Source organism: Cystobacter fuscus (genome assembly GCF_044360685.1).
Classification (GTDB): Bacteria; Myxococcota; Myxococcia; order Myxococcales; family Myxococcaceae; genus Cystobacter; species Cystobacter fuscus_C.
Map to the genome: position 1 here is coordinate 3,811,708 of NZ_CP043491.1, position 24,720 is coordinate 3,836,427.

The following is a 24,720-nucleotide window of genomic DNA, read 5'->3' on the forward strand; positions in this document are numbered from 1 at the left end:
TAAACCTATGCGCTTGCCGGATTGGAGAGCGGCGACTCCAACGGGTCCCCATACACCGACGGTCGACGAGGTCGACTTCCGGTCGCTCTACCAGAAGACGAAGTACGTCGTGGAGACCGCCGACGGCTGGTCTCTGGTCATCACCCGTTACCGCCCCGTCAAGCAGCCCTTCGCGCAGCCCCTGTTCGGTGAGCCGCTGTTGCTGGTGCATGGCTTCTCACAGAACCGCCATGCGTGGACGAGCGGCCAGTTCGTCAAGAACCTGCTGTTCTTCGGCGTGGACATCCACATCCTGGAGCTGCGCGGGCACGGCAAGAGCTCCATCGAGTTCCAGAAGGAGCGTGCCGCGCGCTTCCGCCGTCCGCTGCCCGCGGACCTCGACTACGACTGGGACATCGACAGTTACTTTCTCTACGACCTGCCGGCCGCGGTGTCGGGCGTCAAGCGCATCACCCGGCGCGAGCGCATCTTCTACTGTGGCCACTCGATGGGCGGGATGCTCGGCTACGGGTACGCGGGCATCCACGATGACTTCGAGGGCCTCATCACCATCGGCTCCGCGGCGGACCTGGGCCGGGGCACGCTGCTCCTGCGGATGCTGTCGATGTGGACCGGGGTGATCGGCTCGAGCATCGACCTGGCGTTCGCGGGCCGCAACCTGGAGGAGCGCGTGGGGTACGAGGGCCGGCGGCTGCTGGCGCGCGGCGTCGCGCCCCTGCACGAGGGCCTGTCCCGGTGGCTCAGTCCGAAGGAGGCTCCGCGCGAGCGCCAGTTCCGCGCCATTCCGGTGGACGACTGGCTGAAGTTCGCCGAGCGGCAGCTCGCCCGCGCCGAGGAGTACCCGCTCGTCAACCGCATCACCACGCGCATCAACCGGCTGAGCAATCCGGCGCGCGCCAGCGCCAAGGACGTGCGCTGGCTCTTGCGCGAGGGTGGGGAGCGCGAGCCGCGCAAGGTGGTGGAGCAGTTCGCCTCGTGGATCCGCCGCGGGGAGATGGTGTGCTACCGCACGGGGTTCGACTTCAAGCGGGGCTTCTCGAAGATCCAGATCCCCATGGCCATCATCTTCGGGGACATGGATCCGCTCGCGTCGCTGGAGTCCACGCGCAGCGTGTACCACGCGGCCAAGAGCGAGTACCTCCTGTGGCGGCCGGTGAAGGGCAACAGCCACCTCGAGCTGACGATGGGGCACGACATCCGGCAGATCTGCTACGACATCAAGAACCTCATCGAGTACGCGCGCACCCACCGCACGCGTGGGCCCGTGCTGCCCCGGATAGAGAAGTAGAGCGAACGTTTCCATCGGCTCCAGGCAGAGGGAAAAGTTGGAGCCTTGACGTCGCGTGTTAGCGTCGGGTGCGTCATGCGTTCGTCCACCATCAAGTCGCCGTCGAGTGCCTTCGTCCTCCTCTTGATCACGTGCGTGCTGGGATCGGCCCGGGCGCTGGCGCAGGAGGCGAATCTCAACTCCATCTCCAGCGTGAACGTGAGGGGAGGGACGGTGGAGATCGTCGGGACGAAGAAGCCCAACTTCACCACCTTCACGCTGACGGATCCGCCGCGGCTCGTCATCGACATCTCCGAGGCCGTCTTCTCCGGCGTGAAGGAGGACATCACCGTGGGCAATGGCACCATCACCGCCATCCGCACGGCGAGCTACGGCTCGGATGAGTCCGCCATCGCCCGGGTGCTCATCGGCTACGAGCGCGAGGTGGACACGGACATCCAGGCGCGGGGCAACTCCCTGGTGGTGAGCGTGGCGGGCGGCACGGCGGCCCAGGCGGCGGCTCCCACCGGCCCGGCGCCCACGGCGGACGCGGCGCCCGCGGCCACTGGCACCGACGCCCAGCAGGCGGGCGCGGCGGCCCAGGAGGCCCAGGAAGATCAGAAGCGGCAGGAGGCCGCCGCGGCCCAGGCCGCCCAGGCGGCGCAGGAAGAGCGCAAGCGGCAGGAGGCCGCCGCGGCCCAGGCCGCCCAGCAGGAGCAGGAGGACGCCGAGGAGCAGCGTCAGGCGGAGGCGCGGGCCGCGGCCGAGCGCAAGGCCCAGGAGGAGCGCACGGCCCAGGCCGCCGCGAAGCAGCGGCAGCAGGACGAGGCGCGGGCCGCGGCTGACGCCCGCCGGGAGTCGGAGGCCCAGGCCGCCGAGGCGAAGCGGCGTCAGGCCTCCGAGGAGCGGGCCCGCCGGGAGTCGGAGGCCCAGGCCGCGGCCGATGAGCGGCGTCGCCAGCAGGAGGAGGCCCGGGAGGCGCGCGCGGCGCGTGTCGCCCAGGCGGAGACGCCCCGGAGGGAACCGGCACGGCAGGAGGGCCCGCCCTCGGTGTCCTCGCGCCGCAAGACGATGACGCTGGTGGGCTTCAAGCAGGAGCGGGGGGCCTCGCGCGTCTTCGTGCGCACCAACGAGCCCGTGCGCTACTCCGTCACCCCGGCGGGCGACAGGCTGGTGGTGCTGGAGCTGGAGAACACCCTCATCGCCGAGGAGAACAACACCCGCGCGATGGACACCTCCTTCTTCAATACGGCGGTGGCCTCGGTGGACGCGAATCCGGGCCCCTCGCGCACGGTGCGCGTCTCCATCCGGCTCAAGCAGCAGGTTCCCTACGAGACACGCCAGGAAGGCAACGAGCTGTCGATCGAGTTCCAGCGCCCGGCCTCCCGTTGATATAGGGGCGGGCCATGAGCCTGCTGATGCCGGTGGCGGTCGTGCTGCTCGTCTCGGCACAGCTGCCCCTGTCCACCCAACTGCAGCTGCCCACGGGGGAGACCGCGGAGCTGGCGGCCGACTACGTGTCCTACGAGCCGGAGCAGCGGGTGGTCACCGCGCGCGGACACGCCGTGCTCAGCTCCGGCCCCGTCGTGCTGCGCGCCGACGAGGTCTCCTACGATCAGGCCCACCAGACGGCCGTGGCCCGGGGCAACGTCATGCTCGTCAACGGGCTGATGGCGGCCGTGGCGGACGAGCTCTCGGTGGATCTCCAGTCCTCCGAGGCCAGCGTCCAGGGGGGCCTCTTCATGGAAAAGCGCGGCGTCACGCCCCAGCAACTGCTCCAGGCCCAGACGCCCCAGGAGTTGCGCGACCTGGGCGAGACGCCCGTGCTGATGAGCGGCAGGCGCCTCAAGCGCACCAGTGACAACACCTACCAGGTGGAGGGCATCGCCCTGGCTCCGTGCCTGTGCGGAGAGAGCGTGCCCTCCTGGCGCGTGGAGGCCAGCAGCGCCCGCGTGGAGATGGGCAAATATGCCTCGCTCACCTTGCCCGTGGTGTTCGTGAGTTCGGTTCCGGTGCTCGCGGTGCCCTGGTTGTACCTGCCCCTGTCCGAGCGACAATCGGGCCTGCTCTTCCCCAAGCCCACGTCGACCGCTGCCTCTGGCTTCGCCCTGGAGCTGCCGGTGTTCATCACGCTCGGCCGCAGCTACGATCTCACCCTCACGCCGGGCTTCTACCTGGGTGGCGGCGAGGTGGACTTCTCCCGGCGCATCAACGGCGAGGACATCCTCCGCAAGGAGCCGCCGCACACCGGCATCCGCGGCCCGCGTCTGCTCACCGAGTTCCGCTACGTGCCCGCCGTGGGCACCGAGGGCCGGGTCACCCTCGGCCTGCTCTACGATCTGCAGCCCGTGCGCAACCCCGTGACGGGGGACTTCTTCCTCACGGACGCGGCGGAGATCATCCGGACGCCGCGGGGGCTCCGGGGTGAGGCCTCCCTGCAGCACCGCCAGGACCTGGGCGGCGGGTGGTACGACCGCATCGATGCCTTCGCCGTCTCCGACGGGTTCTACACGCGCGACCTCACCGCCGACATCGTGGCTCGCGCGGCCCAGTACCTGAGCAGCTCCGGCGTCATCTACCGCCGGGGCGAGGATCAGTGGGTGGGCCTGGAAGTGGGCCTTCGCCAGGACATCCGCTGGGGTTACGATCTGCTCGGGCGCTCCACGGTGCCTCCCTCCGGGGCTCCGGCTTCCACGGCCATCACCGCCGCGCCCCGCACCTTCCAGAAGCTGCCCACCCTGAGCTGGGTACTCGCCGAGCGGCCGCTCGGTGGCAGCCGTCTGGTCGGGGGCATGCGGGTGGAGTTCACCCGGCTCTCTCCCTTGTTGTCCCTCTTCGGTGACGAGGGCCTGGACGGCCACTTCGAGTCCGATGGCCATTGGGTGGTGCCGGGAGGCACCGTGCGCGAGCCCGACGTGGCCCAGGGCAATGGTGTCTTCGATGGCGCCGATCGCGAGGCGCGCGACCGGGTGGAGCTGCTTCCCCGCCTGTCCTCCTCCTTCGCCCTCGGCTCCTTCGCCCGGTTGTCCCCCGCGCTCTCCATGCGCCAGGACTTCTACCTGGGCGAGGTGACGGGGCGCGCCGCGCAGCGCGGCTATCCCATCCTGGACCTCGTGCTGGACTCGCGCCTCGGACGCACCTTCGAGCTGGGCGGCGTCTCGCTGCTGCACTCGATCGAGCCATCCATCACCCTGCGCTACGTGCCCACCGTCTGGGGAGACCTGCCCTCCCCGGGTGCCCTGCCCGACAGCCCAGGGCAGCCCTACGATGAGATCGACTCCGCGCTGCCCTCGGCTCCGGCGGGCGTGGCGCGCCGCTTCCTCCATGCCGTGGTGGAGTTGAACCAGACCCTTCACTCCCGCCGGGGCTCCTCGCGCGAGGAACTCCTCCGTCTGAGCGTGGGGCAGGGCTTCGATCTGTCCCGGTTCGCCCCCACGCTGGGCAGCGGCCTGCGCGGGAGCGATGAACCCCTCGCGCGGGATACCTTTGGCCGTCTCAGCGCCCGGCTGGGCCGCTTCAGCGGCACGGGGGTGCTGCGCTATGACCCGAACTCCCGGCAAATCACTCAACTCAGCGCGGATTTCCGGGTAGAGGTGCCTCAAGCCAACATCTATGCCCGGTATGACGACCTGCTGGGCGAGGGCTCGGATCGCCTGCGCCGTAGCCTGGATGCCTTGGTAGGGCCTGCGCCAAAGAGTGTCCAGCGAGCACAGTTCCTCACAGCGGGCACCCAGGCGACCTTCGGTTTCGGACTTGGACTGCGGTACGAGGCGCTCCTGCAGCCTCAAACACGCACCGAGTCCCCTCTCCTACAACAGACATTTGGTGTATCCTACGGACCGGCGTGTAACTGCTGGCGTGTCGAAGGACTGGCCAGGCTCGCGAGGGGGCAAGCATGCCCCGAGTTCGGTCTGAACCTCACCGTGACCGGAGTCGGGACGTTTGGGACGGGGGGTTGAGGAATCACAGCCGTGCGTGTGTAGTTCTTCACTGCCTGAGGAAATCCCCTCTTTGAGGAGGACGAGGTCTTTCGTGTCGGAACTCGGAAAACGTATCGGACAGCGCATTCGTGAACTTCGCACCCAGCGCCCGGAGCGCTGGACTCAAGAAGAGCTCGCGGAACGGGCACAAATCAGCGTCTCCTTTCTTTCGATGATCGAAAGGGGAGAGCGGGTCGCCCATGTTGAAACCCTTGCCGCCCTGGCCACGGCCCTGGGCGTGAGTCTCGGCGAGCTCTTCGCCGGAACAGAAGAGACGCCTGCCCAGACAGAAGATCTGCTGCGGCCGTTGTCGGACTTCGCCCGCGCCCGGGGCCTCACCGCCCGGGACGTGGATCGGCTGCTGGGCGTGGCGCGTGCCATGTTCAACGGCTCCGTGGCCTGAGCCTGGACGTAGGCTGAAGTCGGTGCCCGTCGCTTGACGGGACGCCTGCGGGCCCGGGAAGATGGGACTGTTGACCACGCGGCACTGTCGCGTGGTCTTCATTCCCTCTGCCCCGGAGCCTTCTTCAGATGCGTTTGGGTCTCGCCACATTCGTGGTGCTCACGACTGGGCTGCTCGCGGCCTGCTCTCCTCCGCAGCCCGCCACGTTGGAATTCGTGGACCAGTCTCCCGCCCAACCCCGGTTGGGGGAGATCACCACCTTACGCTTTCGCGCCATCGACTCGCGGGGTCTGCCGCAAGCCGGCGTTCAGATCTCCTTCGAGATCCAGCCGCCCGTGCCCGGGGTGGAGCTCAACCCCACGGTGGCCGCCACCGACGAGAGCAACGGCATCGCCTCCACCCAGGTGGTGGCCAAGGGCGGCCGTGTGTCCTCCGTGGTGGTGACAGCCCGGGTAGGCGACAAGTCGGCCGTCAGCCCGGCCGTTACCTTCGCCGGTTCCAACTCCACCTCGCGCCAGTTCACCTTCCAGTGCGGCTCCCTCTCGGGGGCGGGCTCGGGTGGCGTGCACGCCATCAACGCCTATGACGATACGCGTCACCTCATCGCCGGCGTGAAGCTCGACTGCATCGCCCACGTGGCGGATCGCAACGGCGATGGCATCGCCGGCGCCCAGGTGTCCTTCCTCACCGAGGCGGGCACCATCGGCCCCAGCTCCGTCAGCGTCACCGACGTGGTGGGCAACGCCAAGGTTCTCTACAAGACGTCGCTGCCGCTGCCGGACGACGTGGCGCCGGGCTCCTTCACGTGGAACCCCGTCAATGACCTGACCCACACGGGCGAGTACATCGCGCCGCTGTGGATGCACCCGTTCGAGTGGGTGGATGATCCGATCGCTGGCTACCCCACCGGCTGTGGCCAGAACGCCTCCTCGTGCGCGGAGCCCTTCCGGCCGGATCCCATCCGCAAGGACGCCAAGGGCACTCCTCTCGTCAACAACCCGCGCGACAATCTGGTCAGCATGATCGCCGTCACCTCGGGCGAGGAGGCGTTCGACGACCGCAACAACAACGGCGCCTGGGACCAGGGCGAGCCTTTCGTCGACCTCACCGAGCCCTTCGTCGACAACAACGACAACGGCACGTGGGACGCCGGGGAGCGCTACGTGGACGCCAACGGCAATGGCCAGTGGGATGGCAAGAACGGCACGTTCGATCCCGTCACGCTCATCTGGGTCCAGGAGCGCATCCTGTGGACGGGCATTCCGCACGCGAGGGATCGCGCGGCCGGCACCAAGCCCGTCCTGAAGGTGCTCAACCCACCGGCGGTTCCGGCTCCCCGCCTGGACAAGTTCGGCCAGCTGCTCGCCGAGTTCCTCGTCGCCGACCCCTGGTTCAACAGCATCGCGCGCAATGGCGATGATGACGGCTGCTCGGCCGGCGCGGTGGGCCCCGTGAACGTGAGCTCGCTGACCACGGGCAGGGCCTTGACCTATCCGGCCTATACCGCGCTGCGCTACGTCATCAAGGATCAGCGCGACCCCACCAACACGAACGCGCCGGACTATCCCGCCGCCCCCAACTCCATCAAGTGGTCGGTCACGGCCAGCTGCGCCTTCACGGCCTCGCCCCAGGAGGGTTATGCCATTTCGGTCGAAGCGCCTCCGGTGGCGGGTGACTTCATCAAGTGACGCGGCCCGTCAAGGGCATTGACCCCGGGCGCCCTCGTCCGTACCGTCTCCCCGGCCGATTGCGGAATCATCCGCCGGGGAGAGTCAGCGCGTGAGTCAGCGGCAGAGCAAGTCGGTGGAGGCAGGGAGCCGGGAGAACGAGCGCCGCCACACCATCCTGCGCGCGGCGATCGACGTGTTCGCCCGCAAGGGCTACCACGGCTGCCGTATCGCCGACGTGGCACGTGAGGCGGGCGTGGCCTACGGCCTCGTCTACCACTACTTCAAGAACAAGGACGAGCTGCTCGAGACCGTCGCCGAGACGGGCTGGGGTGGCTTCGTCTCGCGCATCCGCGCGGTGGCCGAGGAGGAGGGCAGCTCGCTCGAGGCCAAGGTGCGCGGCATCGCCGACGTGGCCTTCGAGGCCTACCGCGTGGATCCCCGCGCGGTGAAGGTGCTCATCCTGGAGATCGCCCGCAGTCCCGCGGGCGGCCATGTCGCCAGCCGGCAGCAGGCCTTCCTGGACGTCATCCGCATGGCCGCGGACATGTTCGCCCGCGCCCAGGCCGAGGGGCAGCTGCGCCCGGAGCTGGATCCCATGCTCTGCGCCTCGCTCCTGTGCGGCTCCATCGAAATGGGGCTCACCGCCTTCGTGTCCGGTCTGATGGAAGACCGCAGCCCCGAGGCCCTGGATCGGGCCAAGGCGCAGATCGCCGAGTCCTTTCTGCGCGGCGTGCTTCCCAGCTCCGCCCCGCTCACGGAGACGTCATGGAAGCAGGAGAGTCCGTCGTCCGGTACGAGGCCGAAGGTGGGCAAGCGCGTCTGATCATCCACCGGGAGCGGGCGCGCAACGCGCTCTCTCCCGAGGTGCTGCACGGCCTGCTCGAGGCGCTCACGCGCGCCGAGGCGGACCCCGCTGTGCGCGTGGTGGTGCTCACGGGGGCGGGGGAGCGGGTGTTCTGCGCCGGGGGAGATCTCGGGCAGCTCGGTGGGGAAGGGGGCTTTCTCGCCACGCACGAGGGGCGCCGCGCCTACGGCCAGTTGCTGCTGCGCCTGCAGGACGTGCGCAAGCCCACGGTGGCGCGCGTCAACGGGCATGCGCTCGCGGGGGGTCTGGGGCTGGTGCTCGCGTGCGACCTGGCCGTGGCGGCCGAGCACGCCGAGCTGGGCACGCCGGAGATCGACGTGGGGCTCTTCCCCATGATGATGATGGCGCTCCTGCACCGGCACGTGGGCCGCAAGCGCGCCCTGGAGATGGTGCTCACGGGCGAGCGGCTGTCGGCGCGCGACGCGCTCGCCCTGGGTCTGCTCAACCGGGTGGTGCCCGCGGAGGGACTGGAGGCCGCGGTGGCCGAGCTGGTGGGCAAGCTCGCCGGCAAGAGCCAGGCGGTGCTGGCCCTGGGCCGCCGGGCCTTCTTCACCGCCGAGGATCTGCCCCTGCCCGCCGCGCTGGAGTACCTGTCCTCGCAGCTGTCGCTCAACGTGCTCGCCGAGGACGCCGCCGAGGGCATCAACGCGTTTCGCGAGAAACGCCCCCCGAAGTGGCACGATCGCTAGCGGTGAATTGGAGCTGGAGCAGCGTCGTGGGGTCCACCCACAGCTCGTCGACGCGGGCGCCCCAGTGCAGGTGGGGCCCGGTGACGCGGCCGGTGTTGCCCACCTTGCCGAGCAGCTGTCCGCGCTTGACGCGCTCGCCCTCCTTCACGGCGATGGCCGACAGGTGGAAGTAGGCCGTGTAGAGGCCGGCTCCGTGGTGGAGGAGCACCGTGTTGCCCGCGGCGTAGTTGTCGCGCGTCATCACCACCGTGCCCCCGTTGGCGGCGGAGACGGGCGTGCCCGTGCCCCCGGAGAGATCCGTGCCGAAGTGCTGGCTCTGCTTCTGCCCGTTGAAGGTGCGCAGGTCCCCATAGGGCGCGGTGACGCGCGCCTTGCGCGGCAGGACGAAGGCCTTGTCGAAGAGGGGCTCGGCGAAGGGCTGCGCGAAGGCGGTGCCGAAGGCGGCCTGATCCGCCTCCATGCGGGCCTCCACCTCGGGCGGGGGCTTCACGAACTTGTTGGCCACCTTCAACGTCCGCGTGCGCCACCCGGGCTCCACCACGTCCACCGTGCGGGCGAGGCGCGTGGGCTCCGTGCCCGGAGCACCCGCCACCAGCACCGTCAGCGGCAATTGTCCCGGCACCTGCTCCACGGGAAGGCCGATGAGGGCGGCGAAGCCCCCGGGCACGGCGAAGAAGCGCAAGGGGCGCTCGCCCAGCGTTCCCGTGGGCGCCTCCTTCGACCCTCGCACGGTGATGAGGACCGGGTCGCCCGGCCGGACCCGGGCGGGCTGGAGGAGCAGCTGGGGCGCGGGCTCGGCGGCGAAGGCCGACAGACCGAGGACGAGCAGGACGAGGGGCAGACGCCGACAGGACAGGCTGATCACGGCGGGGAGATATGCGCGGGCCGCCGGGGGGGCGTCAACGCGGGAGGACGGGCGAGCGGTGGCCCCCGTTCGCTGGCCCGGGCCCCTGGGCGGATTCCCGGGAGGCCGGGCGGGGCACGTCCCACCTCCCGGAGGGCAGGCGAGCGGACAGGGCCCCGGATGCACCATCGTTCCCTCCGGCCGGGGGGCGACCTAGCTTCTGTCCATCCGTTTTTCGAGGGGATTTTCAGGGCGTTTTCTGAGGGGGAGATAATCGGATGCCGCGTACTTATCGTTTCGAGCCGTTCACCGTTGCCAAGTCCACCCCGAGCCGGGGTCTTCGCCGCCGGGACAAGCAGCACCTGTCCGAGAAGCGCGCGTCGCAACGTTCGTCGGATTCCGCGCCGCACTACGGCCGTGCCCACGCGGAGACCGAGGAGCTGTTCCACGTGCGCGCGATGAACGCGCAGCTCGAGGCGTTGGCGGGACTGTCGGCGGATTCACCCATCAAGCCCACGGCGGCCAATCGGGGCCAGCCCATCGGGGCGCTGCCCCTGGCGGAGGAGCCGATGGTGGAGCGCGGCAAGAGCCTGCGCGACGTGGTCAGCGAGGCCCTGCGCCAGTTGCGTGCCGTCCAGTCGGGCCTCGAGGACGCCACCCGGGCCACGGGGCGGCTCCTGTCCCTGCCCATGGAGGCGGCCCGCATGGCCGCCGCGCGCCTGCGGCTGGTCCAGGTTTGAGCACGACGGGGGCGCCGTGGGGCTGACGCTCGTCTCCTACAACATCCACAGTGGCATCGGGACGGATGGCCGCTTCGATCTCGAGCGGGTGGGGGAGGTGCTGCGTGAAGTCGACGCGGACCTCATCGCGCTCCAGGAAGTGGGGGACTACCGGGGCCTGACGCCCCGGGAGGATCACCCCGAGCACCTGGCCAGTCAGTTGGGGCTGCACCTGGCGTTCGGCCCCAACGTGGAGCGCGCTGGCCGCCGCTACGGCAACGCCATCCTCTCCCGGCTGCCCATCCTCCGCTCGCGCAACTACGACCTGAGCGTGGGCGACAACGAGCCCCGGGGCGCCCTGCGCTGTGATCTGGACCTGGGCGGGGGCCAGCAGTTGCACCTCTTCTGCCTGCACCTGGGGCTGGGCATCCGCGAGCGCCGCCGGCAGGAGTCCCTGTTGCTGTCCTCCGACATCCTCCGCGACGCCGTGCGCAGCGTGCCGCTCGTGGTGTGTGGAGACTTCAACTATTGGGGGCCCGGCGCGGTGCGCGGCCTGGCGCGTCAGGCCATCCACGACGCGGCCCTGGAGCTGGAGCGCCGGGATCGCACCTTCCCCTCGCGCTTTCCGCTGCTGCGGCTGGATCGCATCTACGTGGACGAGGGCGTGAGGCCGCTGTCGCTCCAGGCCCACCGCAGCCCGCGGTCCGAGCTGGCCTCGGATCACCTGCCGCTCGTGCTGCGCTTCGAGACGCGGCCACAGCCCCAGGTGTCGGACTCCGCCCCGGTGCAGCTCATTGGCTAGCGGAGCCCAGGGCGCCGCTCGCGAGGGAGGAAGCTGATGGCCGGTGGACACATTGTCGCCATTGCCGTGTGTCGGGGTTGTGGCGGATGACGGGAACACCCTAGTTTGCGCTCTCCGCATGAGAGCGACTGGGGAGCAGATGGCTGTGAGTAGCGAACAGACGGAGCGTGGCCTGGGCCCGCTCGTCGCGCGGTTGACAGATGGCCTCACCCGCCTGGTGTCGCAGCACCTGACGCTGGCGCGCGCGGAGTTGGTGGAGGACGCGCGCCTGGTGGGCTCGGATCTGGCGCGCCTCGCCGCCTTCGTTCCCTTCGTGCTGGTGGGCTACGGCTTCCTGTGCGCGGCGCTCGCCGTGGCGCTGGCGAAGTGGCTGGGCATCGCCGGGTCGCTCGCGCTGGTGGGCGGACTCAACCTCGTGGGCGGAATCGTGGGCGTCACCCGCTCGGCCGCCCGCCTCAAGGCACATCGGGTCATGGACGAAACGAAGAACGAACTCAATCGCAGTGTGACGGCGCTCGCCCAGTCGGAGGGTCCTCATGGCCGCTGACCACAACGCACGCTCCACGCCGCGCACCCCCGAGGAGATCCGCGCGGAGATCGAACGCACCCGCGCCGAGCTCAGTCACTCCGTGAGCGCCCTGCGCGAGGAGGTCGCGTGGCGCACCGACTGGCGCGAGTGGGTGATGCGCCGGCCCCTCACGTGCGTGGGCGCGGCTTTCTTCATCGGATTCGTCATCGGCAATAGCCAACGGCGCTGACACGCCCCACCTTTCAGAACCAACCCGACACCTTTCACGAGGAAGGCGCTTCCATGAACATCAATTCCCAGCAGTTGCAGGACAAGGCCCGTCAGATCCAGGACAACGTGCTGCCGCAGATCGACGAGGCGCGGCGCAACCTGGAGGATCTCAACGCGCGCACGGTGAGCTTCATCCGCGCCAACCCGGGCACGTGCCTGCTGGGCGCCGTGGCCGTGGGCTTCATCATCGGGCGCATCGCCTCGCGCCGCTAACCCTGTGCCTCTTCCTCGACGACTCGGAGTTCTGACATGACGACCTTCCAGAACAGCTCTGGCAACGGCGGCCCCTCGGGCAATGGTGGCCAGTCCCCGAACAACCAGGGCACGGGTTTCGGCCAGCGGGTGGATCAGATCGGCTCGGACGCCCAGCACCTGTGGGACAACGCGCGCGGCGCGGTGACGGACCTGCGCGACTCCATGGACCTGGTCGGCCGTGTGGAGCGCAACCCGTATCTGATGGTGGCCGCCGCCCTGGGCGTGGGCTATGTGCTGGGCGGCGGGCTGTTCACCCGCACCACCGGGCGGCTGCTGCGCCTGGGCGTGCGGTTGGCCGCGCTGCCCATGGTCAAGGACGAGCTGCTCGGCATCGCCGAGGCCGCGATGCGCGGCGTCGAGGCGGGCGCCGGCCGGGTGGCGGACATGCAGGGCTCGTCCTCGGGCGGCCCGGCGCGTCCCCAGGGCCACTAGAGCCGTTGGTTTCATCCGTTTCTCCCACTCGCCGCATACGGAGCCCCCATGTTCAATGCCAGTGATCTGAAGAACTTCAGCAAGGATGACGTGCTCGACCTGCTCGGGCTGGAGACCAAGAAGGGTCCCGCGGATTGGCTGTTGCCCACGCTGGGCGCCTTCTCCGTGGGCATCCTGCTGGGCGCGGGCCTCGGCCTGCTGATCGCCCCCAAGCCCGGCGCCCAGCTGCGCGATGATCTGCGCAACCGCCTGCGCGAGGGCCAGGACGCCCTGGCCAACGCGACCGGCCAGAGCCGCACCGAGGCCGCGACCCGCAACGTCTGACGTCCAGGCACGTCCGGACGCCGCCCGCGCTACCCGGCTGGCGGCCAGGAGGGGCGATCCGCTCGAAGCGGGTCGCCCCTCGGGCTTTTTCATGCGAAAGGTCAGGGCGTGACATCGCGCGACGACGAAGAGCCTCGCCGGGATACCCCCCGGGAGCTGCCCCGGGTGTCCCCTGCCCAGGAGCGGCTCCTGGCCCGCACCCATGGTCTGGAGACGCTGGAGTCCGCCTATGACGCGTGGAGCGAGTCGCGGCGGGACTTCCTCGCCGAGCGCGCGCACTACCAGCGGGAATTCGAGCGGCTGGAGCAACAGGGCTCGTTCCTGGTGGGCGCGGTCCGGCAGGCCTCGGCGCAGCAGGGCGCCGCGGTGGAGCCGGCTCCGGTGGAAGCGGCGCCCGCGGGGTCGGCGCTCGTGGCCGGAGAGGGCCCCCTGCGCGACTTCCTCGGACAGGCCGAGCAGAAGCTGGCGCGGGCGAAGGAGGCGCTCGCGCGGGAGCAGGCCGACAGCGAGCAGCGCCACCTCTCCGCCTTCGAGGAGTGGCGCACCACGGTGAGGGAGCAGGTGCGGCGCCACCTGGCCGCGGCGCCTCCGCGGTTGCGCCTGCTCTTGCGCAAGGTGGGCCCCACGCGCGCCGTCCTCCACGTGGAGCGCGTGAGCGGGGACACCCCCGTGCTCCTGCTCTACCTCTTCACCGGGCGCATTCCCTCGCGCCACGGCTTTCTCTTCGACGACTCCACGGACGACGTGTCGCTGCCGCCCGCGCCGCTCTACGCGGAGGAGGGGGTGGCGCCCCACGAGGTGCGTCCGGAGCCGCCCGCCCTGGAAGCACGGCTGCGCTCGCCCGGGGAAGTGCTGCCCGTCAAGGGCTTCCTGCCCGTCTTCGTGCCCCGTCCGGGCGGTGGCGAGGACTTCTTCCGCCTGCTGCAGCGCGGGCCGGTGATGGAGGTGGAGGTGGCCGAGGGCGGCGCGTTCCGTGCCATCCTCTCGCGCGAGGAGTCCGAGCGCTTCGCCGGACATCTGTTGCGGCTCAACCTCCAGGGCCAGATCGTGCTCGAGGTGGAGGCGGGCTGAGCAGCCCGGTGCTCTTACGGGCTGGGGTCGTGGGCGGGACGCGCTATCCTCGCGCCTCCCGTGAGCAGCCTTCCCATCTACTCCACCGGCCTCCGCTTCCTGCAACGGCTCGGCTATTCGCTCCTGCAGGCCACGCTCTTCGGCACCATCCTCGGGCTGCTCGTCTACTACCGCGTCCCCCGCGCGCAGCTCTCCGAGGAAGCCACCCCGCTCGCGCTGCTCGCGCGCCCGGCGTCGTGGCTCCAGGCCGCCGAGAACGTCACCTATGACTGGCGCGCGCGCTCCCTGGGCGCGCGGGGCTCGCGCTCGGATCGCGTGGTGGTGGTGGCGCTCGACGACGAGACGCTCGCCGAGGCGCGCCAGGATCAGCACGCGGGCATCGCCTCCTATCCCTGGCCCCGGGAGATCCTCGGGGGCCTGACGCAGCGGCTGCTCGACGAGGGCGCCGAGCTGGTGTTGCTCGAGCTGCCCCTCACGGAGCGCAGTCCCCGCGCTCCCTTCTCGCCGGGCGCGCCGGGCCAGGAGGAGCGGGACGATGACCGGGTGTTCCGTTCGCTCCTGGATCAGGTCCCCGGCAAGTCGGTGCTGGCCTTCTCCTGGTCCGCGGATCGGGGCGTGCCTCCGGGCAGCCGGTTGTGGCCGTACCGCGTCCGGCTCGGCACCTCGCCCACCGAGGCGGAGGCGCGTGGCCGGGTGCAGAAGATCCTCGCGGATCAGCGCCCGGCGTTCCTCATGCCCGGCAAGGGTGGGGTGGAGGTGTGGGCGGGCGTGGCCAGCGAGCAGGAGGGCCAGCGGGTGGCGCTGGAGCAGGGCGTGCGTGAGCCCCCGCGCGTCCAGGAGCGGCGCGTCTCCGACGACGTGTACCGGGTGGGGCCGCTCGAGCTGTTCATCTCGCTCGCCGAGGTGAAGGTGGAGGGGCTGGATGCGTCGCAGCTGGGGGAGGTGCGGCAGGTGGAGCACCCGGTGGCGCCGCTGCTCGGCACGGCGAGCCTCTATGGCGCCATCACCCTGCCGGCGGATCCCGACGGGGTGGTGCGGGCCGTGCCGCACCTGGTGAGCTACCGCGGCCGGGACGGCACGCGGCACGTGCTGCCCTCCATGCCCCTGGTGGCGGCGATGCTCCAGGCGAACACGCGTGAGCTGCGCTACGCGGACGGGCGGCTGTACGTGGGCGAGCGCTTCTCGCTGCCCATGGACGAGTCCGGCTACAGCCTCATCCGCTGGGACGCGGCGGAGGTGGGGCGAGGCTCGCGCGGCTCGGTGGCCCGGGCCATTCCCGCGTGGAACGTGCTGCTCAACTTCTTCGCCGTGCGCGAGGGGGTTCCGCCGCGCGCCGCCCACGACATCGACGGCCGGCTCATCGTCTTCAGCAACACCTCGCGCCGGGCCATGGACTTCCTGCACACCCCCATTGGCGAGCGCACACCCACGGGCGCGGTGCTCGCGCAGTCGCTGGTGAACCTGTTGCAGTCCGAGAGCCTCTCGCGCGCCACACGGCGGTGGGATCTGGGGTTGACGCTCGGCATGGCGCTGTTGGGCGCCTTCGTCGCGCTCACCGTCAACCGGGGCCTGCGCTCCTCCGGGGACGTGCTCCTGTACCTGTTCGTCATGACGGCGGTGGGGGTGGGCTATGCCGTGGGGGCCTGGTACGTCTTCGTCCACCGGCTCTTGTGGGTGGCCATGGTGGGCCCGCTGCTGGCCATGGGCCTCACCTTCCTCTTCACCATCGTCCAGGCCTCGCGCAGCGAGCAGCAGCTGCGCCACTTCATCACCGACGTGCTCGGCCGCTACGTGAGCCCCGAGGTGGCGCGGCTCGTCACGCGCGACCTGCGCCAGCTCACCCGCCCGGAGCTGCGCGAGGTGACGGTCTTCTTCTGCGACCTGGACGGCTTCTCGCGGCTGTCCGGCGAGCTGCCGCCCGATCGGCTCGTGCAGTTCCTCAACGAGTACCTGACGGAAGTGACGGACGTGGTGCGCGCCACGCGCGGGCAGGTGGACAAGTACATGGGGGACGCGGTGATGGCCTTCTGGGGCGCGCCCGTGCGCACCGAGCGCCACGCCCACTATGCCTGCGAGGCCGCGCTGCTGGTGCGCACCAAGCTGCTCGCGCGCCAGGAGTACTGGACGAAGACGTACGGCCACGCGGTGCAGTGCCGCATCGGCATCGACAGTGGCGAGGTGCTGGTGGGCGGCATGGGCAGCGCGCTCGAGTCCAAGTATTCGGTGCTGGGCCGCTCGGTGAAGTTCTCCATGTACCTGGAGGGGCTCAACCGCGGCTATGGCACCTTCGTGCTCGTGGGCGACGGCGTGGCGCGCCTGGCCCAGGACGGCTACGTCTTCCGCGAGGTGGACCGGGTCCGTCCCAAGGGGCGCACCGAGTCCACGCGGCTGCACGAGCTGGTGGGCCGCAAGGGCGAGGTCCAGGCCGCGGCCCAGGCCCACCTGTCGCTGCACGAGCAGGCGCTCACCGCGTACCACGAGCGGCGCTTCGACGAGGCGCTGGCGCTGTTCACCCGCAGCGTGGAGGAGTTCCAGGATCCGGTGGCGCGCGTCTACATCGAGCGCTGCCGCGTCTTCGCCCAGAAGCGCCCGGCGGAGGACTGGGACGGCGTGTTCGTGCTCGAGGGGCCGTGAGCCGGCGCTAGCCTTCCGCTTCCTCCGGGTGGCCGAACAGCTCGATGACGGGCTTGTCCTGTGCGATGTGCTCGGCCACCACGCGCCGCATCTTCTCCGGCGTCATGTGCGAGTAGTACGCCTCGCCCTCCCAGCCCATGAGCTGGTAGTCCTCGGGCGAGAGGGGATCCCGCTTGCGGCCCGTCTCCTCGCGGATGACGACGTTGGGCCCCATGTGGCAGAAGCCGTAGCAGCCCCCGCGGTACAGTTCGCAGCGCGGCTGGAGGGTGCGGGCGGACAGCTCCTCGCGGGCGGCCTGGGCCACGGCGTCGGAGCCACCGGCCTTGCAACTCGAGCCCTTACACACGGAGAGGCGGTAGCGCTTCATAGGAAGCCCCACCCTATGGGAGTTGGCGAGGTGGGGGAAAGGGCCGAGCGGCCGGCGAGGGGCTCCGCACGCCGCAACGGCACCGGCCCGCCGTCCGCCGCACGAGGGCGGAGGGGGCGGGCCGGCGGAGGCGCCTCTGGGCGCCTGGGGACTACTTGAGGAACTTCGTCACCGGCACGGGGCCGTCGTTGGACACCACGGTGCGGCCGTTGGCAACCGGCTCCGCGTGGCCCGAGGTCAACGCCTGTGCATGGGCGGGGTGGCCGTGGTCGTGGTGCTCGTGGCCCTCGCCGATGCGGGTGTGGGCTTCCTTGTGCGCGTGGGTCGGCTGCTTCGAGTCCGAGCGCTTGTTCCAGGGATCCGACGGGTGGGACACCGCGGGCCCCTTGAGCAGCTTGGGGATGTCGTAGACGAAGCCCTGCCGGTTGTACTCGGGCGGGGTGTGCGTGTACGTGTCCATGCGGATGGCGTCCTTGGGGCACGCCTCCACGCACAGGCCACACACGATGCAGCGCAGCTCATCGATGACGAACTGGGTGGGGTACTTCTCGATGACGCGCGAGCTCTGATCCGCGGAGTCCACCGGGTACTCGCCCGCCTCGATGTAGATGCACTGGGCCGGGCAGATGGTGGCGCACATGTAGCAGGCCACGCAGCGCGGCTTGCCATCGTCGCGCGGCACCAGCCGGTGCAGTCCGCGGTAGCCCGGGGGATAGGGAATCTTCTCCTCGGGGTACTGCACCGTGGTCACCAGGCTGGTGCCGGTGCGCTCCTCGAAGGGCGTCTGGGTCTCGCGCGTCCCGAAGAGGTTGCGGATGAAGTGCCGGGTGGTGATGGCCAGGCCGCGGAGCAGCTCCGGCAGATAGGTCCGCTCGCGGATGTCGGTGCGGGGATCCTGGGATGCGTTGTAAGCCATGGTGACTGTTCGCTCCGACTAGTGCGAGGGGGCCGTGGAGGCACGCGCGTGCACTCCGGCCGAAGTGGGCGCCGACGGGGCCGCCAGCCCGGTGCCGTGCGTGTCCTCCTCCTTCGAGGCCGAGGACGTCGTCAGGGCCACCAGCACGCCGATCTGCAACATGCCGAAGAGGGCGAGGTAGCGCAGCGAGGGATCCCAGAGGATGAGCGCGCCCGTGACGAACACGTTGATCAGGCCCAGCGGCAGGAGGATCTTCCAGCCCAGCGTCTGGATCTGATCGTAGCGGAAGCGCAGGAAGGACCAGCGGATCATCAGCTGCAACCAGATGAAGAACAGCGTCTTCACCCAGAACACCGTGCCGAGGATGGTGCCGTACAGCCAGCCATGCTCCTTCATGACGGGCAGGTTGGACAGCCACTCCCCACCGAAGGGCAGGTGGTAGCCGCCGAAGAACAACGCGGTGATGATGCCGGCGAGGATCACGACCTCCACGAACTCGGAGATCATGAACAGGCCGAACTTCATGCCCGAGTACTCGACGAAGTAGCCGATGATCTCCGACTCGCCCTCGGGGCTGTCGAAGGGGGCGCGCTTGGTCTCGGCGAAGGCCGCGGCGAAGAACATGAAGAAGCCGAGCGGCTGCAGGAGGAAGCCCCACGCGGGGATGCCGATGTCGAAGCCGCCCACGTTCGTGGACCAGAGGTAGCGCGCCTGGCCCGTGGCCTCGCCGCCCAGGCCGAGCTCATTGGCCACGTTGCCCACGAAGGCGGGCAGCTGCACCGTGGAGAAGGCCATCATCAGGCCCACGAGCGACAGGCCGAGCGCGACCTCGTAGGAGATCATCTGCGAGGAGGCGCGCACGCCGCCGAGCAGGGCGAACTTGTTGTTGGAGGACCAGCCGGCGAGCGACGTGCCGTACACCGCCAGCGAGGCGATGGCGAACACGTAGAGGATGCCGAAGTCGGGCGTGGCCACCACCATGTCCACGTGCTGGCCGAACACCGACACGCTGGGGCCCGAGGGCACCACGGCGAACAGGGCGAACGCCGGCGCGAAGGCCAGCATGGGGCCCAGGTTGTAGAGCAGCTTGTTGGCCGCCGCCGGGAGGTGATCCTCCTTGAACAGCATCTTCGCGCCGTCGGCGAGGAAGTGGGGGATGCCGCCCAGGGCCGTGTTGCGCAGCAGGGGCAGATCGATGCGCGCGCGGTTCGGACCGATGCGATCCTGCATCAGCGCGCTCCACTTGCGCTCGGCCATGGTGAGCAGGGCGGCGGTGCCCATCACCACGGCGAGCATGAGGATGAGCATGTTGACGATCCGGCTGGCGCCGGTGAAGAGCTCCTTCTCCACGAAGCCGCCCACGACGTAGGCGATGCCCGTCATCACGGCGTACAGGCCAATGAAGACGGCGAGCATGGTGAGCATGGCGAGAACGCGCTTCATTGTCAGAGACCTCGAACCCTGGGAGCGCCGAACTCACGGTAGCCCGCCGGCCGGCCGTCGGCACCAGACGGCAGCGGGTTGATGCCAGGCTTCTCCCGGTCCGGCGGAGCCGCCTTGTCCCAGTCGAAGGAGGCGAACTCAGGCACGCTCTTGCCCAGCTCGCGGAAGGCCTCGCGCGTGGTCGTCCAGGAGGCCGTGCCCCCCAGCTCCCGCGTGAGCTCCGCCACGAGCTGCGCGTGCGGCACGGCCTCGCCCTTGGAGGGGTAGGCCTTGCGGAAGCGCTGCACGAGCCCGTCCACCTGCACGAACGAGCCGTCGTACTCCACGTGCGCGGAGGCCGGCAGCAGCACGGTGGCCTGCGCGGTGAGGGGCGACTCGTTCGTCGCCTGCACCACGAACGTGTCCAGCTTCGCCGCCGCCTGGGCGAAGGTGGCCTCGCTCCCGGGCACCTCGGCGCCCACGGCGTAGAGCGCCTTCACCTTGCCGCCGTCGATGCCCTGCACGAGCGCCTCGAACGGCTGGAGCTTGAGCTCGAGACCCTGGGCGATGAGCTCCAGGCCCTTGCGGTTGGGGTTGCGGTCGGCCGTGAGCAGGTAGTGGTCGGCCTCGCCCTGCGGGCGGCCCCCCACGTACACCTCACGCACGCCCAGCGTCGTCTTGGCGAAGGTGAGCGCGGCGAGCAGATCCTCGTTGGAGGCCACGGGCGAGGCGAGCACGGCCACCTTGCCCTTGGCGTCCGCGAGCGCGCGGGCCGCGGCCTGGATGGCCTCCTTGCGCGCCACCTCGGGACGGGCGGTGCCGCCCTGCTGGCGGCCCACCACGGCGTTGAGCACGCGGCCCAGGTTGAGGCCCTTGTAGGTGAGCCGGCCGTGGTCGCACATCCAGCTCTTGTTGACGGCCTCGTTCTCGCGCGGGCGGTAGCGGTACGTCTCCTGGCCCATGAAGTCCGCGTAGGTGTTGCAGCCGCGCGAGCACCCGGTGCACACCGAGGGCGCGGCGGACTGGAACCACGTGCGGGCGCGGAAGCGGTAGTCGCGGCTGAGCAGCGCGCCCACCGGGCAGATGTCCACGGTGTTGAGCGAGTAGTTGCTGCTCAGCTCGCTGCCGGGGAACGTGTCGACGACCTCGTGGCTGCCGCGGCCGAAGATGCCCAGCTGCGGCTCCTTGGCCACCTCGTTCATGAAGCGCACGCAGCGGCTGCACAGGATGCAGCGCTCCTGGTCCATCACCACGCGGGGCCCGAGCACCTTGCGCTTGTTCTTCATGACCTTCGCCCCCTCCAGCCGGGAGGGGCGGTAGTCGTAGCGCATGTAGTAGTCCTGCAGCTTGCACTCGCCGGCCTGATCACAGATGGAGCAGTCCACCGGGTGGTTGAGCAGCAGGAACTCCATCACCGCGCGCTGCTGCTCCTTGACCTTGGGGGTGTTGGTCTTGATGACCTGCCCCTCGGCGAGCGGCGTCTGGCACGCGGGCACCATCTTGGGGGCGTTGGACGCCTCCACGAAGCACATGCGGCAGTTGGCCGCGATGGACAGGCGCGGGTGGTAGCAGAAGTAGGGGATGATCGAGCCGACCTTGCGCGCCGCCTCGATCATGTTCGTGCCCGGCTTGGCGATGACTTCCTTGCCGTCGATGGTGCACGTGACGAAGCCCGGGTTCTTCGGCGGGGGCGGGCCGGAGGGCTTGGGCGCCGGAGGCGGAGCCGCGGCGGCCGGGGGCGGAGGGGTGGGGGTGCTGTGCGCGGCCGGCGGCGTGTCCAGCTTGGGCGCCGCGGGCGGATTGGACGGCTCGGAGCCGATCTTCGCCGCGGGCGTGTCCGTGGGCGCGCCCTTGACGGGCGGCTGCGCGTCGCCGGTGGGCTTCTTGGTGTCGTTGTCGCTCACTGCTCGACCTCGCCGCCGATCATGTTGATCGTGTCAAACGTGGGAATCAGGTCCGCGAGCATATGGCCCGTCACCATGGACGAGACGGCGGACAGGATGGGGAAGCCCGGCGCGCGCACGTGGACCTTGTAGGGCCGGCCGCCGCCGTCGCTCACGATGTACCAGCCCAGCTCGCCGTTGGCGGACTCGGTGGCGTCGAAGACCTCGCCGGCGGGCACCTGGATGCCCTCCATCACCAGCTTGAAGTGGGAGATGACGCCCTCGATGGTGCCGTACACCTCGGGCTTGGGCGGCAGCGCGATGCGCCAGTCGTCCACGATGATGGGCCCGCTGGGGATCTTCGCCAGCGCCTGGCGCAGGATGCGCTCCGACTGCTTCATCTCCTCGATGCGCATGAGGTAGCGGTCGTAGTTGTCGCCGTGCTCACCCACCGGCACGTCGAAGTCGAGCTGGTTGTAGACCCAGTACGGCCGCGTCTTGCGCAGGTCATAATCGACGCCGCAGGCGCGCAGGCACGGGCCCGTCCAGCCGTAGTCGATGGCGTCCTCGGCGGTGATGATGCCGGTGCCCTTCATGCGGTCCACGAAGATGCGGTTGCGCGACAGGAGCGATTCCACCTCGACGTTCAGCTCGTGGATCTTGTCCAGCGACTTGAGGGTCCGCTCGATCCACCCCTCGGGCAGATCGCGGTTGAGCCCGCCCACGCGGCCGAAGCTGGTGGTCAGCCGCGCTCCCGTCAGCTCGGCCACCCGGTCCATGATGAGCTCGCGCGCCTCCATGGCGAAGAGGAAGGGCGCGAAGCCTCCGAGCTCCATGCCCGTCGCCGCCACGCACGTGAGGTGATCATGGATGCGGTGCAGCTCCGAGCCGATGACGCGGATGTACTGGGCGCGCTCGGGGATCTCCAGGCCGATGAGCTTCTCCACGGCGTTGAGGAAGCCGAAGTTGTTCATCAGCGGGGACGCGTAGTTGAGCCGGTCCGTATAGGGCAGGCACTGCGTCCAGGTGACGTTCTCGCAGCTCTTCTGGAAGCCGCGGTGCAGGAAGCCGATCTCGCAGTCGGCGTCCTTGATGGTCTCTCCCTCCAGGTGCACCTTCATGCGCACCGTGCCGTGCATGGCGGGGTGGGAGGGGCCCATGTTGATGAACATGGGCTTGGACTGCAGGTGCGCCTCCAGCTCCGACTCCTGGGCATAGGCGTCGGTGTCCGGGTTGGGCACGTCGGGGCTGGGATGGGCTGCGGGCTTGTGGGGGTCCGCCATGATGTCCTCGAAGGGCGTGGCCGGTGGGGGAGCGGGCGATCAGGAGACGCCGCTGGTACCGGGACCGCGGAAGATGTCCTTGATGGGCCGCTCGGGAATGAGCGGCTGCCGGTCGCGCAGGGCGTAGTCCTTGCGCAGGGGGTGGCCCTGGAACTCCTCGTAGAGCAACACGCGGCGCAGGTCCGGATGTCCCGCGAAGCGCACGCCGTAGAAGTCCCACACGAAGCGCTCCCACCAGTTGGCGCCCTTGAACACGGGCACCAGCGAGGGAATCTCCAACTGGGATTCGCTCACCCGCACCTTGAGGCGCACGTGCTCGCGGCGCGACAGGGAGCTGATGAAGTAGACGACCTCGAAGCGCGGATCGTTCTCCGCGAGGTGGAGCCGGTCCACCGCGTCGATCGACACGAAGAGCTTGAAGTCCAGCTCGTGCTTGAGGAAGGCGGCCACCTTGGGAAGGTGCTCCGCGTGGATGACGGCCCAGGCGCCGCCCGTGCGGTCCAAATAGCGCTCCGCCACCGCCTCCGGAAACTGGGCAGTGACCCTGTCGAGTGCGTAGGTGCTCAAGAGGCCTCGATGCTGGCTAGGGAATCCGGGGCGTTATAAGGACGCGCCTTGGGGGGCGTCAACGGAATCCCTTAGCCATCCTCGCCACTTACGCGAGACAGAAGCCGGCGCTCACCCGATCGGGGCTTCCGGGCCGCCACCCCGGCGTTTTCCTGGGGGTCCAGGGGAATGAACGTGGACACCGGCTCGCGCTTGCCCGCCACGGCCGTGGGGGGAAGCTCCTTCCACAGGAAGCCGTCGCCCGCCCGCTCGCGCGTCTCCCGGGACACCAGCACTGGCGTGCCGTGCCGCTTGGTGAGCTGTTCGATCCGACTGGCCAGGTTCACCGTGTCGCCAATGGCGGTGTACTCGAGGCGTCGGGCCATGGAGCCGATGTTGCCCAACACCACCCGGCCGGTGTGCAGGCCCACCCCCATGCGCAGCACGGGCTCTCCCCGTGCCGCCCGCTCGGCGTTCATCTTCTCCAGCTCGCGCATCATCTCCAGGGCGCACTCCACCGCGCGCCGGGGATGCTCGGGCTCGGGCAGGGGCGCTCCGAAGTACACCATGAGTGCGTCCCCGATGAACTTGTCGAGCGTGCCCCCATGGCGGAACACCACCTCCACCATGTGCCCGTAGTACTCGTTGAGCAGGGTGACCACGGCCTCGGGCGACAGCCGCTCGCTCATCGCGGTGAAGTCGCGCAGGTCCGCGAAGAGCAGCGTCACCTCGCGCAGCTCGGGCCGGGACGCGGGAGAGGCCAGGTCCTGCAGGCGCTCGGCGACGGCGGGGGCGAAGTAGCGCCCGAGCTGGGCGCGCTTGAGCTCCTCGCGCGTCAGCGCGGAGACGAGCACGTGGATGCGGTGGAAGAGGTAGCGCGAGGCCCCCGCCGTCAACGCGAGCACCAGCACCGCCACCACCCGGGCGCCCATGCCCACGCCGGCCTCGGCCTGCAGTTGCACCTCGGCCAGGGCCGCCACGGCCGCCACCGAGAGGAGCACCGTGCGGCGCATGGACAGGGCGGACAGGACGATGACGAACGCGTAGAGCCCGAGCGTGAAGCCCGCCACTCCCGCCGGGAAGGGAGAGATGGGCAGGGCGAGGTGCTGCAACCAATAGATGGCGGGCACATCCACCACCGCCAGGGACAACCCGGCCCAGCTCGCCACCCGGCGCCAGCGCACCACCACCGCGAGTGACACGACGGTACACAGCCAGTAGACGAGGAAGGGGGCGAGGTACACCCGCCAGTCCGCGAGCCCTCGCACCAGGCCCAGGTACACCGTGACGAGCAGCACGAGGGACACCCCGAGGCAGCGCAGCCACGCCAGCCTCATCGTGCTGTGCTGGCGCTCGGCCTTGAGGGCCCTGTCCACCGGCTCCCGCAGGAAGTCGGCCTGCGGGGGGCGGGTCTGCCCGGTGTCGTCCACGAAACCTCTGAGGTAGGGGGATGGCGCGGGCATCCTCGCACGGACGTCGGGGAGCGCGCATTTTTCGGGCGGACGCCCGCCCGCCCTGCGGCGGGACTGTTAACGGAAGCGTATGGTGG

The 24,720-nt window shown here is 69.9% G+C and carries 24 protein-coding genes; 16 read left to right on the plus strand and 8 right to left on the minus strand.

The window, feature by feature from the left end; translation table 11 throughout:
• The first annotated feature begins 7 nt into the window (after nucleotides 1-7).
• From F0U63_RS15615 to F0U63_RS15645, 7 genes are all read left to right on the plus strand, one after another.
• Complete coding sequence (locus F0U63_RS15615) at nucleotides 8-1,288, plus strand: alpha/beta hydrolase (RefSeq protein WP_395846711.1); 1,281 nt, start codon at nucleotides 8-10, stop codon at nucleotides 1,286-1,288.
• Between the two features lie 75 nt (nucleotides 1,289-1,363).
• Nucleotides 1,364-2,659 carry an AMIN domain-containing protein gene (locus tag F0U63_RS15620; RefSeq protein WP_395846712.1) on the plus strand — a complete coding sequence of 432 codons (1,296 nt, stop codon included), beginning with the start codon at nucleotides 1,364-1,366 and terminating at the stop codon, nucleotides 2,657-2,659.
• A gap of 14 nt (nucleotides 2,660-2,673) precedes the next feature.
• The gene (locus F0U63_RS15625; RefSeq protein WP_395846713.1) at nucleotides 2,674-5,226 is read left to right on the plus strand and encodes an LPS-assembly protein LptD; all 2,553 of its coding nucleotides are present in this window, start codon (nucleotides 2,674-2,676) and stop codon (nucleotides 5,224-5,226) included.
• A 73-nt stretch (nucleotides 5,227-5,299) separates the two neighbouring features.
• Nucleotides 5,300-5,650 (plus strand): helix-turn-helix domain-containing protein, encoded by a 351-nt coding sequence (locus F0U63_RS15630; protein ID WP_395846714.1) that lies wholly within the window; start codon nucleotides 5,300-5,302, stop codon nucleotides 5,648-5,650.
• 128 nt (nucleotides 5,651-5,778) lie between these two features.
• Nucleotides 5,779-7,338, plus strand: coding sequence for a hypothetical protein (locus tag F0U63_RS15635; RefSeq protein WP_395846715.1), 1,560 nt, complete (start codon nucleotides 5,779-5,781; stop codon nucleotides 7,336-7,338).
• Between the two features lie 91 nt (nucleotides 7,339-7,429).
• Nucleotides 7,430-8,143 carry a TetR/AcrR family transcriptional regulator gene (locus tag F0U63_RS15640; protein WP_395846716.1) on the plus strand — a complete coding sequence of 238 codons (714 nt, stop codon included), beginning with the start codon at nucleotides 7,430-7,432 and terminating at the stop codon, nucleotides 8,141-8,143.
• Nucleotides 8,086-8,874 (plus strand): enoyl-CoA hydratase/isomerase family protein, encoded by a 789-nt coding sequence (locus F0U63_RS15645; RefSeq protein ID WP_395846717.1) that lies wholly within the window; start codon nucleotides 8,086-8,088, stop codon nucleotides 8,872-8,874. Before F0U63_RS15640 ends, F0U63_RS15645 begins: the two co-directional genes overlap by 58 nt.
• On the opposite strand, the gene F0U63_RS15650 is transcribed toward F0U63_RS15645, so the two are convergent.
• Nucleotides 8,828-9,739 (minus strand): M23 family metallopeptidase, encoded by a 912-nt coding sequence (locus F0U63_RS15650; RefSeq protein WP_395846718.1) that lies wholly within the window; start codon nucleotides 9,737-9,739, stop codon nucleotides 8,828-8,830. The two genes, F0U63_RS15645 and F0U63_RS15650, sit on opposite strands and share 47 nt — an antisense overlap.
• A gap of 257 nt (nucleotides 9,740-9,996) precedes the next feature.
• On the opposite strand from F0U63_RS15650, the gene F0U63_RS15655 reads away from it, so the two are divergent.
• The 9 genes from F0U63_RS15655 (at nucleotide 9,997) to F0U63_RS15695 (ending at nucleotide 16,754) form a co-directional block, all read left to right on the plus strand.
• Nucleotides 9,997-10,458 carry a hypothetical protein gene (locus F0U63_RS15655; RefSeq protein WP_395846719.1) on the plus strand — a complete coding sequence of 154 codons (462 nt, stop codon included), beginning with the start codon at nucleotides 9,997-9,999 and terminating at the stop codon, nucleotides 10,456-10,458.
• A 16-nt stretch (nucleotides 10,459-10,474) separates the two neighbouring features.
• Complete coding sequence (locus F0U63_RS15660) at nucleotides 10,475-11,239, plus strand: endonuclease/exonuclease/phosphatase family protein (RefSeq protein ID WP_395846720.1); 765 nt, start codon at nucleotides 10,475-10,477, stop codon at nucleotides 11,237-11,239.
• 139 nt (nucleotides 11,240-11,378) lie between these two features.
• Nucleotides 11,379-11,786, plus strand: coding sequence for a phage holin family protein (locus tag F0U63_RS15665; protein ID WP_395846721.1), 408 nt, complete (start codon nucleotides 11,379-11,381; stop codon nucleotides 11,784-11,786).
• A complete protein-coding gene (locus F0U63_RS15670; protein ID WP_395846722.1) occupies nucleotides 11,776-11,997 on the plus strand; it encodes a DUF3618 domain-containing protein in 222 nt (73 codons plus the stop codon). The genes F0U63_RS15665 and F0U63_RS15670 overlap by 11 nt, the downstream gene beginning before the upstream one ends.
• 53 nt (nucleotides 11,998-12,050) lie before the next feature.
• A complete protein-coding gene (locus F0U63_RS15675; protein ID WP_002623558.1) occupies nucleotides 12,051-12,251 on the plus strand; it encodes a hypothetical protein in 201 nt (66 codons plus the stop codon).
• 36 nt (nucleotides 12,252-12,287) lie between these two features.
• A complete protein-coding gene (locus tag F0U63_RS15680; RefSeq protein ID WP_395846723.1) occupies nucleotides 12,288-12,725 on the plus strand; it encodes a hypothetical protein in 438 nt (145 codons plus the stop codon).
• A 48-nt stretch (nucleotides 12,726-12,773) separates the two neighbouring features.
• Nucleotides 12,774-13,049: a YtxH domain-containing protein gene (locus F0U63_RS15685; RefSeq protein ID WP_095986088.1), complete on the plus strand. Its 276-nt coding sequence runs from the start codon at nucleotides 12,774-12,776 to the stop codon at nucleotides 13,047-13,049.
• A gap of 108 nt (nucleotides 13,050-13,157) precedes the next feature.
• Complete coding sequence (locus F0U63_RS15690) at nucleotides 13,158-14,120, plus strand: hypothetical protein (RefSeq protein ID WP_395846724.1); 963 nt, start codon at nucleotides 13,158-13,160, stop codon at nucleotides 14,118-14,120.
• 60 nt (nucleotides 14,121-14,180) lie between these two features.
• Complete coding sequence (locus tag F0U63_RS15695) at nucleotides 14,181-16,754, plus strand: CHASE2 domain-containing protein (protein WP_395846725.1); 2,574 nt, start codon at nucleotides 14,181-14,183, stop codon at nucleotides 16,752-16,754.
• Between the two features lie 7 nt (nucleotides 16,755-16,761).
• On the opposite strand, the gene F0U63_RS15700 is transcribed toward F0U63_RS15695, so the two are convergent.
• The 7 genes from F0U63_RS15700 to F0U63_RS15730 all read right to left on the minus strand — a co-directional run bounded on the left by F0U63_RS15700 (nucleotide 16,762) and on the right by F0U63_RS15730 (nucleotide 24,601).
• Nucleotides 16,762-17,121 (minus strand): (2Fe-2S) ferredoxin domain-containing protein, encoded by a 360-nt coding sequence (locus F0U63_RS15700; protein WP_395846726.1) that lies wholly within the window; start codon nucleotides 17,119-17,121, stop codon nucleotides 16,762-16,764.
• A 151-nt stretch (nucleotides 17,122-17,272) separates the two neighbouring features.
• Nucleotides 17,273-18,037 (minus strand): NuoI/complex I 23 kDa subunit family protein, encoded by a 765-nt coding sequence (locus F0U63_RS15705; protein WP_395846727.1) that lies wholly within the window; start codon nucleotides 18,035-18,037, stop codon nucleotides 17,273-17,275.
• Nucleotides 18,038-18,055: 18 nt separating this feature from the next.
• Nucleotides 18,056-19,480 carry an NADH-quinone oxidoreductase subunit H gene (locus F0U63_RS15710; RefSeq protein ID WP_395846728.1) on the minus strand — a complete coding sequence of 475 codons (1,425 nt, stop codon included), beginning with the start codon at nucleotides 19,478-19,480 and terminating at the stop codon, nucleotides 18,056-18,058.
• Nucleotides 19,481-19,482: 2 nt separating this feature from the next.
• The gene (locus tag F0U63_RS15715) at nucleotides 19,483-21,363 is read right to left on the minus strand and encodes a 2Fe-2S iron-sulfur cluster-binding protein (protein WP_395846729.1); all 1,881 of its coding nucleotides are present in this window, start codon (nucleotides 21,361-21,363) and stop codon (nucleotides 19,483-19,485) included.
• Nucleotides 21,360-22,625 carry an NADH dehydrogenase (quinone) subunit D gene (gene nuoD / locus F0U63_RS15720; RefSeq protein WP_395846730.1) on the minus strand — a complete coding sequence of 422 codons (1,266 nt, stop codon included), beginning with the start codon at nucleotides 22,623-22,625 and terminating at the stop codon, nucleotides 21,360-21,362. The genes F0U63_RS15715 and nuoD overlap by 4 nt, the downstream gene beginning before the upstream one ends.
• Before the next feature lie 39 nt (nucleotides 22,626-22,664).
• On the minus strand, nucleotides 22,665-23,192 hold the full coding sequence (locus F0U63_RS15725; RefSeq protein ID WP_395846731.1) for an NADH-quinone oxidoreductase subunit C: 528 nt from the start codon (nucleotides 23,190-23,192) through the stop codon (nucleotides 22,665-22,667).
• 71 nt (nucleotides 23,193-23,263) lie between these two features.
• The gene (locus F0U63_RS15730; protein ID WP_395846732.1) at nucleotides 23,264-24,601 is read right to left on the minus strand and encodes an adenylate/guanylate cyclase domain-containing protein; all 1,338 of its coding nucleotides are present in this window, start codon (nucleotides 24,599-24,601) and stop codon (nucleotides 23,264-23,266) included.
• Nucleotides 24,602-24,720 lie beyond the last annotated feature (119 nt).

Excerpts from the sequence above, each read along its gene's own strand:
- nuoD (WP_395846730.1), bottom strand. The coding sequence starts at position 22,625 with ATGGCGGACCCCCACAAGCCCGCAGCCCATCCCAGCCCCGACGTGCCC.
- F0U63_RS15665 (WP_395846721.1), top strand. The coding sequence starts at position 11,379 with ATGGCTGTGAGTAGCGAACAGACGGAGCGTGGCCTGGGCCCGCTCGTC.
- F0U63_RS15670 (WP_395846722.1), top strand. The coding sequence starts at position 11,776 with ATGGCCGCTGACCACAACGCACGCTCCACGCCGCGCACCCCCGAGGAG.
- F0U63_RS15635 (WP_395846715.1), top strand. The coding sequence starts at position 5,779 with ATGCGTTTGGGTCTCGCCACATTCGTGGTGCTCACGACTGGGCTGCTC.
- F0U63_RS15710 (WP_395846728.1), bottom strand. The coding sequence starts at position 19,480 with ATGAAGCGCGTTCTCGCCATGCTCACCATGCTCGCCGTCTTCATTGGC.
- F0U63_RS15620 (WP_395846712.1), top strand. The coding sequence starts at position 1,364 with ATGCGTTCGTCCACCATCAAGTCGCCGTCGAGTGCCTTCGTCCTCCTC.
- F0U63_RS15625 (WP_395846713.1), top strand. The coding sequence starts at position 2,674 with ATGAGCCTGCTGATGCCGGTGGCGGTCGTGCTGCTCGTCTCGGCACAG.
- F0U63_RS15675 (WP_002623558.1), top strand. The coding sequence starts at position 12,051 with ATGAACATCAATTCCCAGCAGTTGCAGGACAAGGCCCGTCAGATCCAG.
- F0U63_RS15655 (WP_395846719.1), top strand. The coding sequence starts at position 9,997 with ATGCCGCGTACTTATCGTTTCGAGCCGTTCACCGTTGCCAAGTCCACC.
- F0U63_RS15680 (WP_395846723.1), top strand. The coding sequence starts at position 12,288 with ATGACGACCTTCCAGAACAGCTCTGGCAACGGCGGCCCCTCGGGCAAT.
- F0U63_RS15615 (WP_395846711.1), top strand. The coding sequence starts at position 8 with ATGCGCTTGCCGGATTGGAGAGCGGCGACTCCAACGGGTCCCCATACA.
- F0U63_RS15685 (WP_095986088.1), top strand. The coding sequence starts at position 12,774 with ATGTTCAATGCCAGTGATCTGAAGAACTTCAGCAAGGATGACGTGCTC.
- F0U63_RS15645 (WP_395846717.1), top strand. The coding sequence starts at position 8,086 with ATGGAAGCAGGAGAGTCCGTCGTCCGGTACGAGGCCGAAGGTGGGCAA.
- F0U63_RS15705 (WP_395846727.1), bottom strand. The coding sequence starts at position 18,037 with ATGGCTTACAACGCATCCCAGGATCCCCGCACCGACATCCGCGAGCGG.
- F0U63_RS15700 (WP_395846726.1), bottom strand. The coding sequence starts at position 17,121 with ATGAAGCGCTACCGCCTCTCCGTGTGTAAGGGCTCGAGTTGCAAGGCC.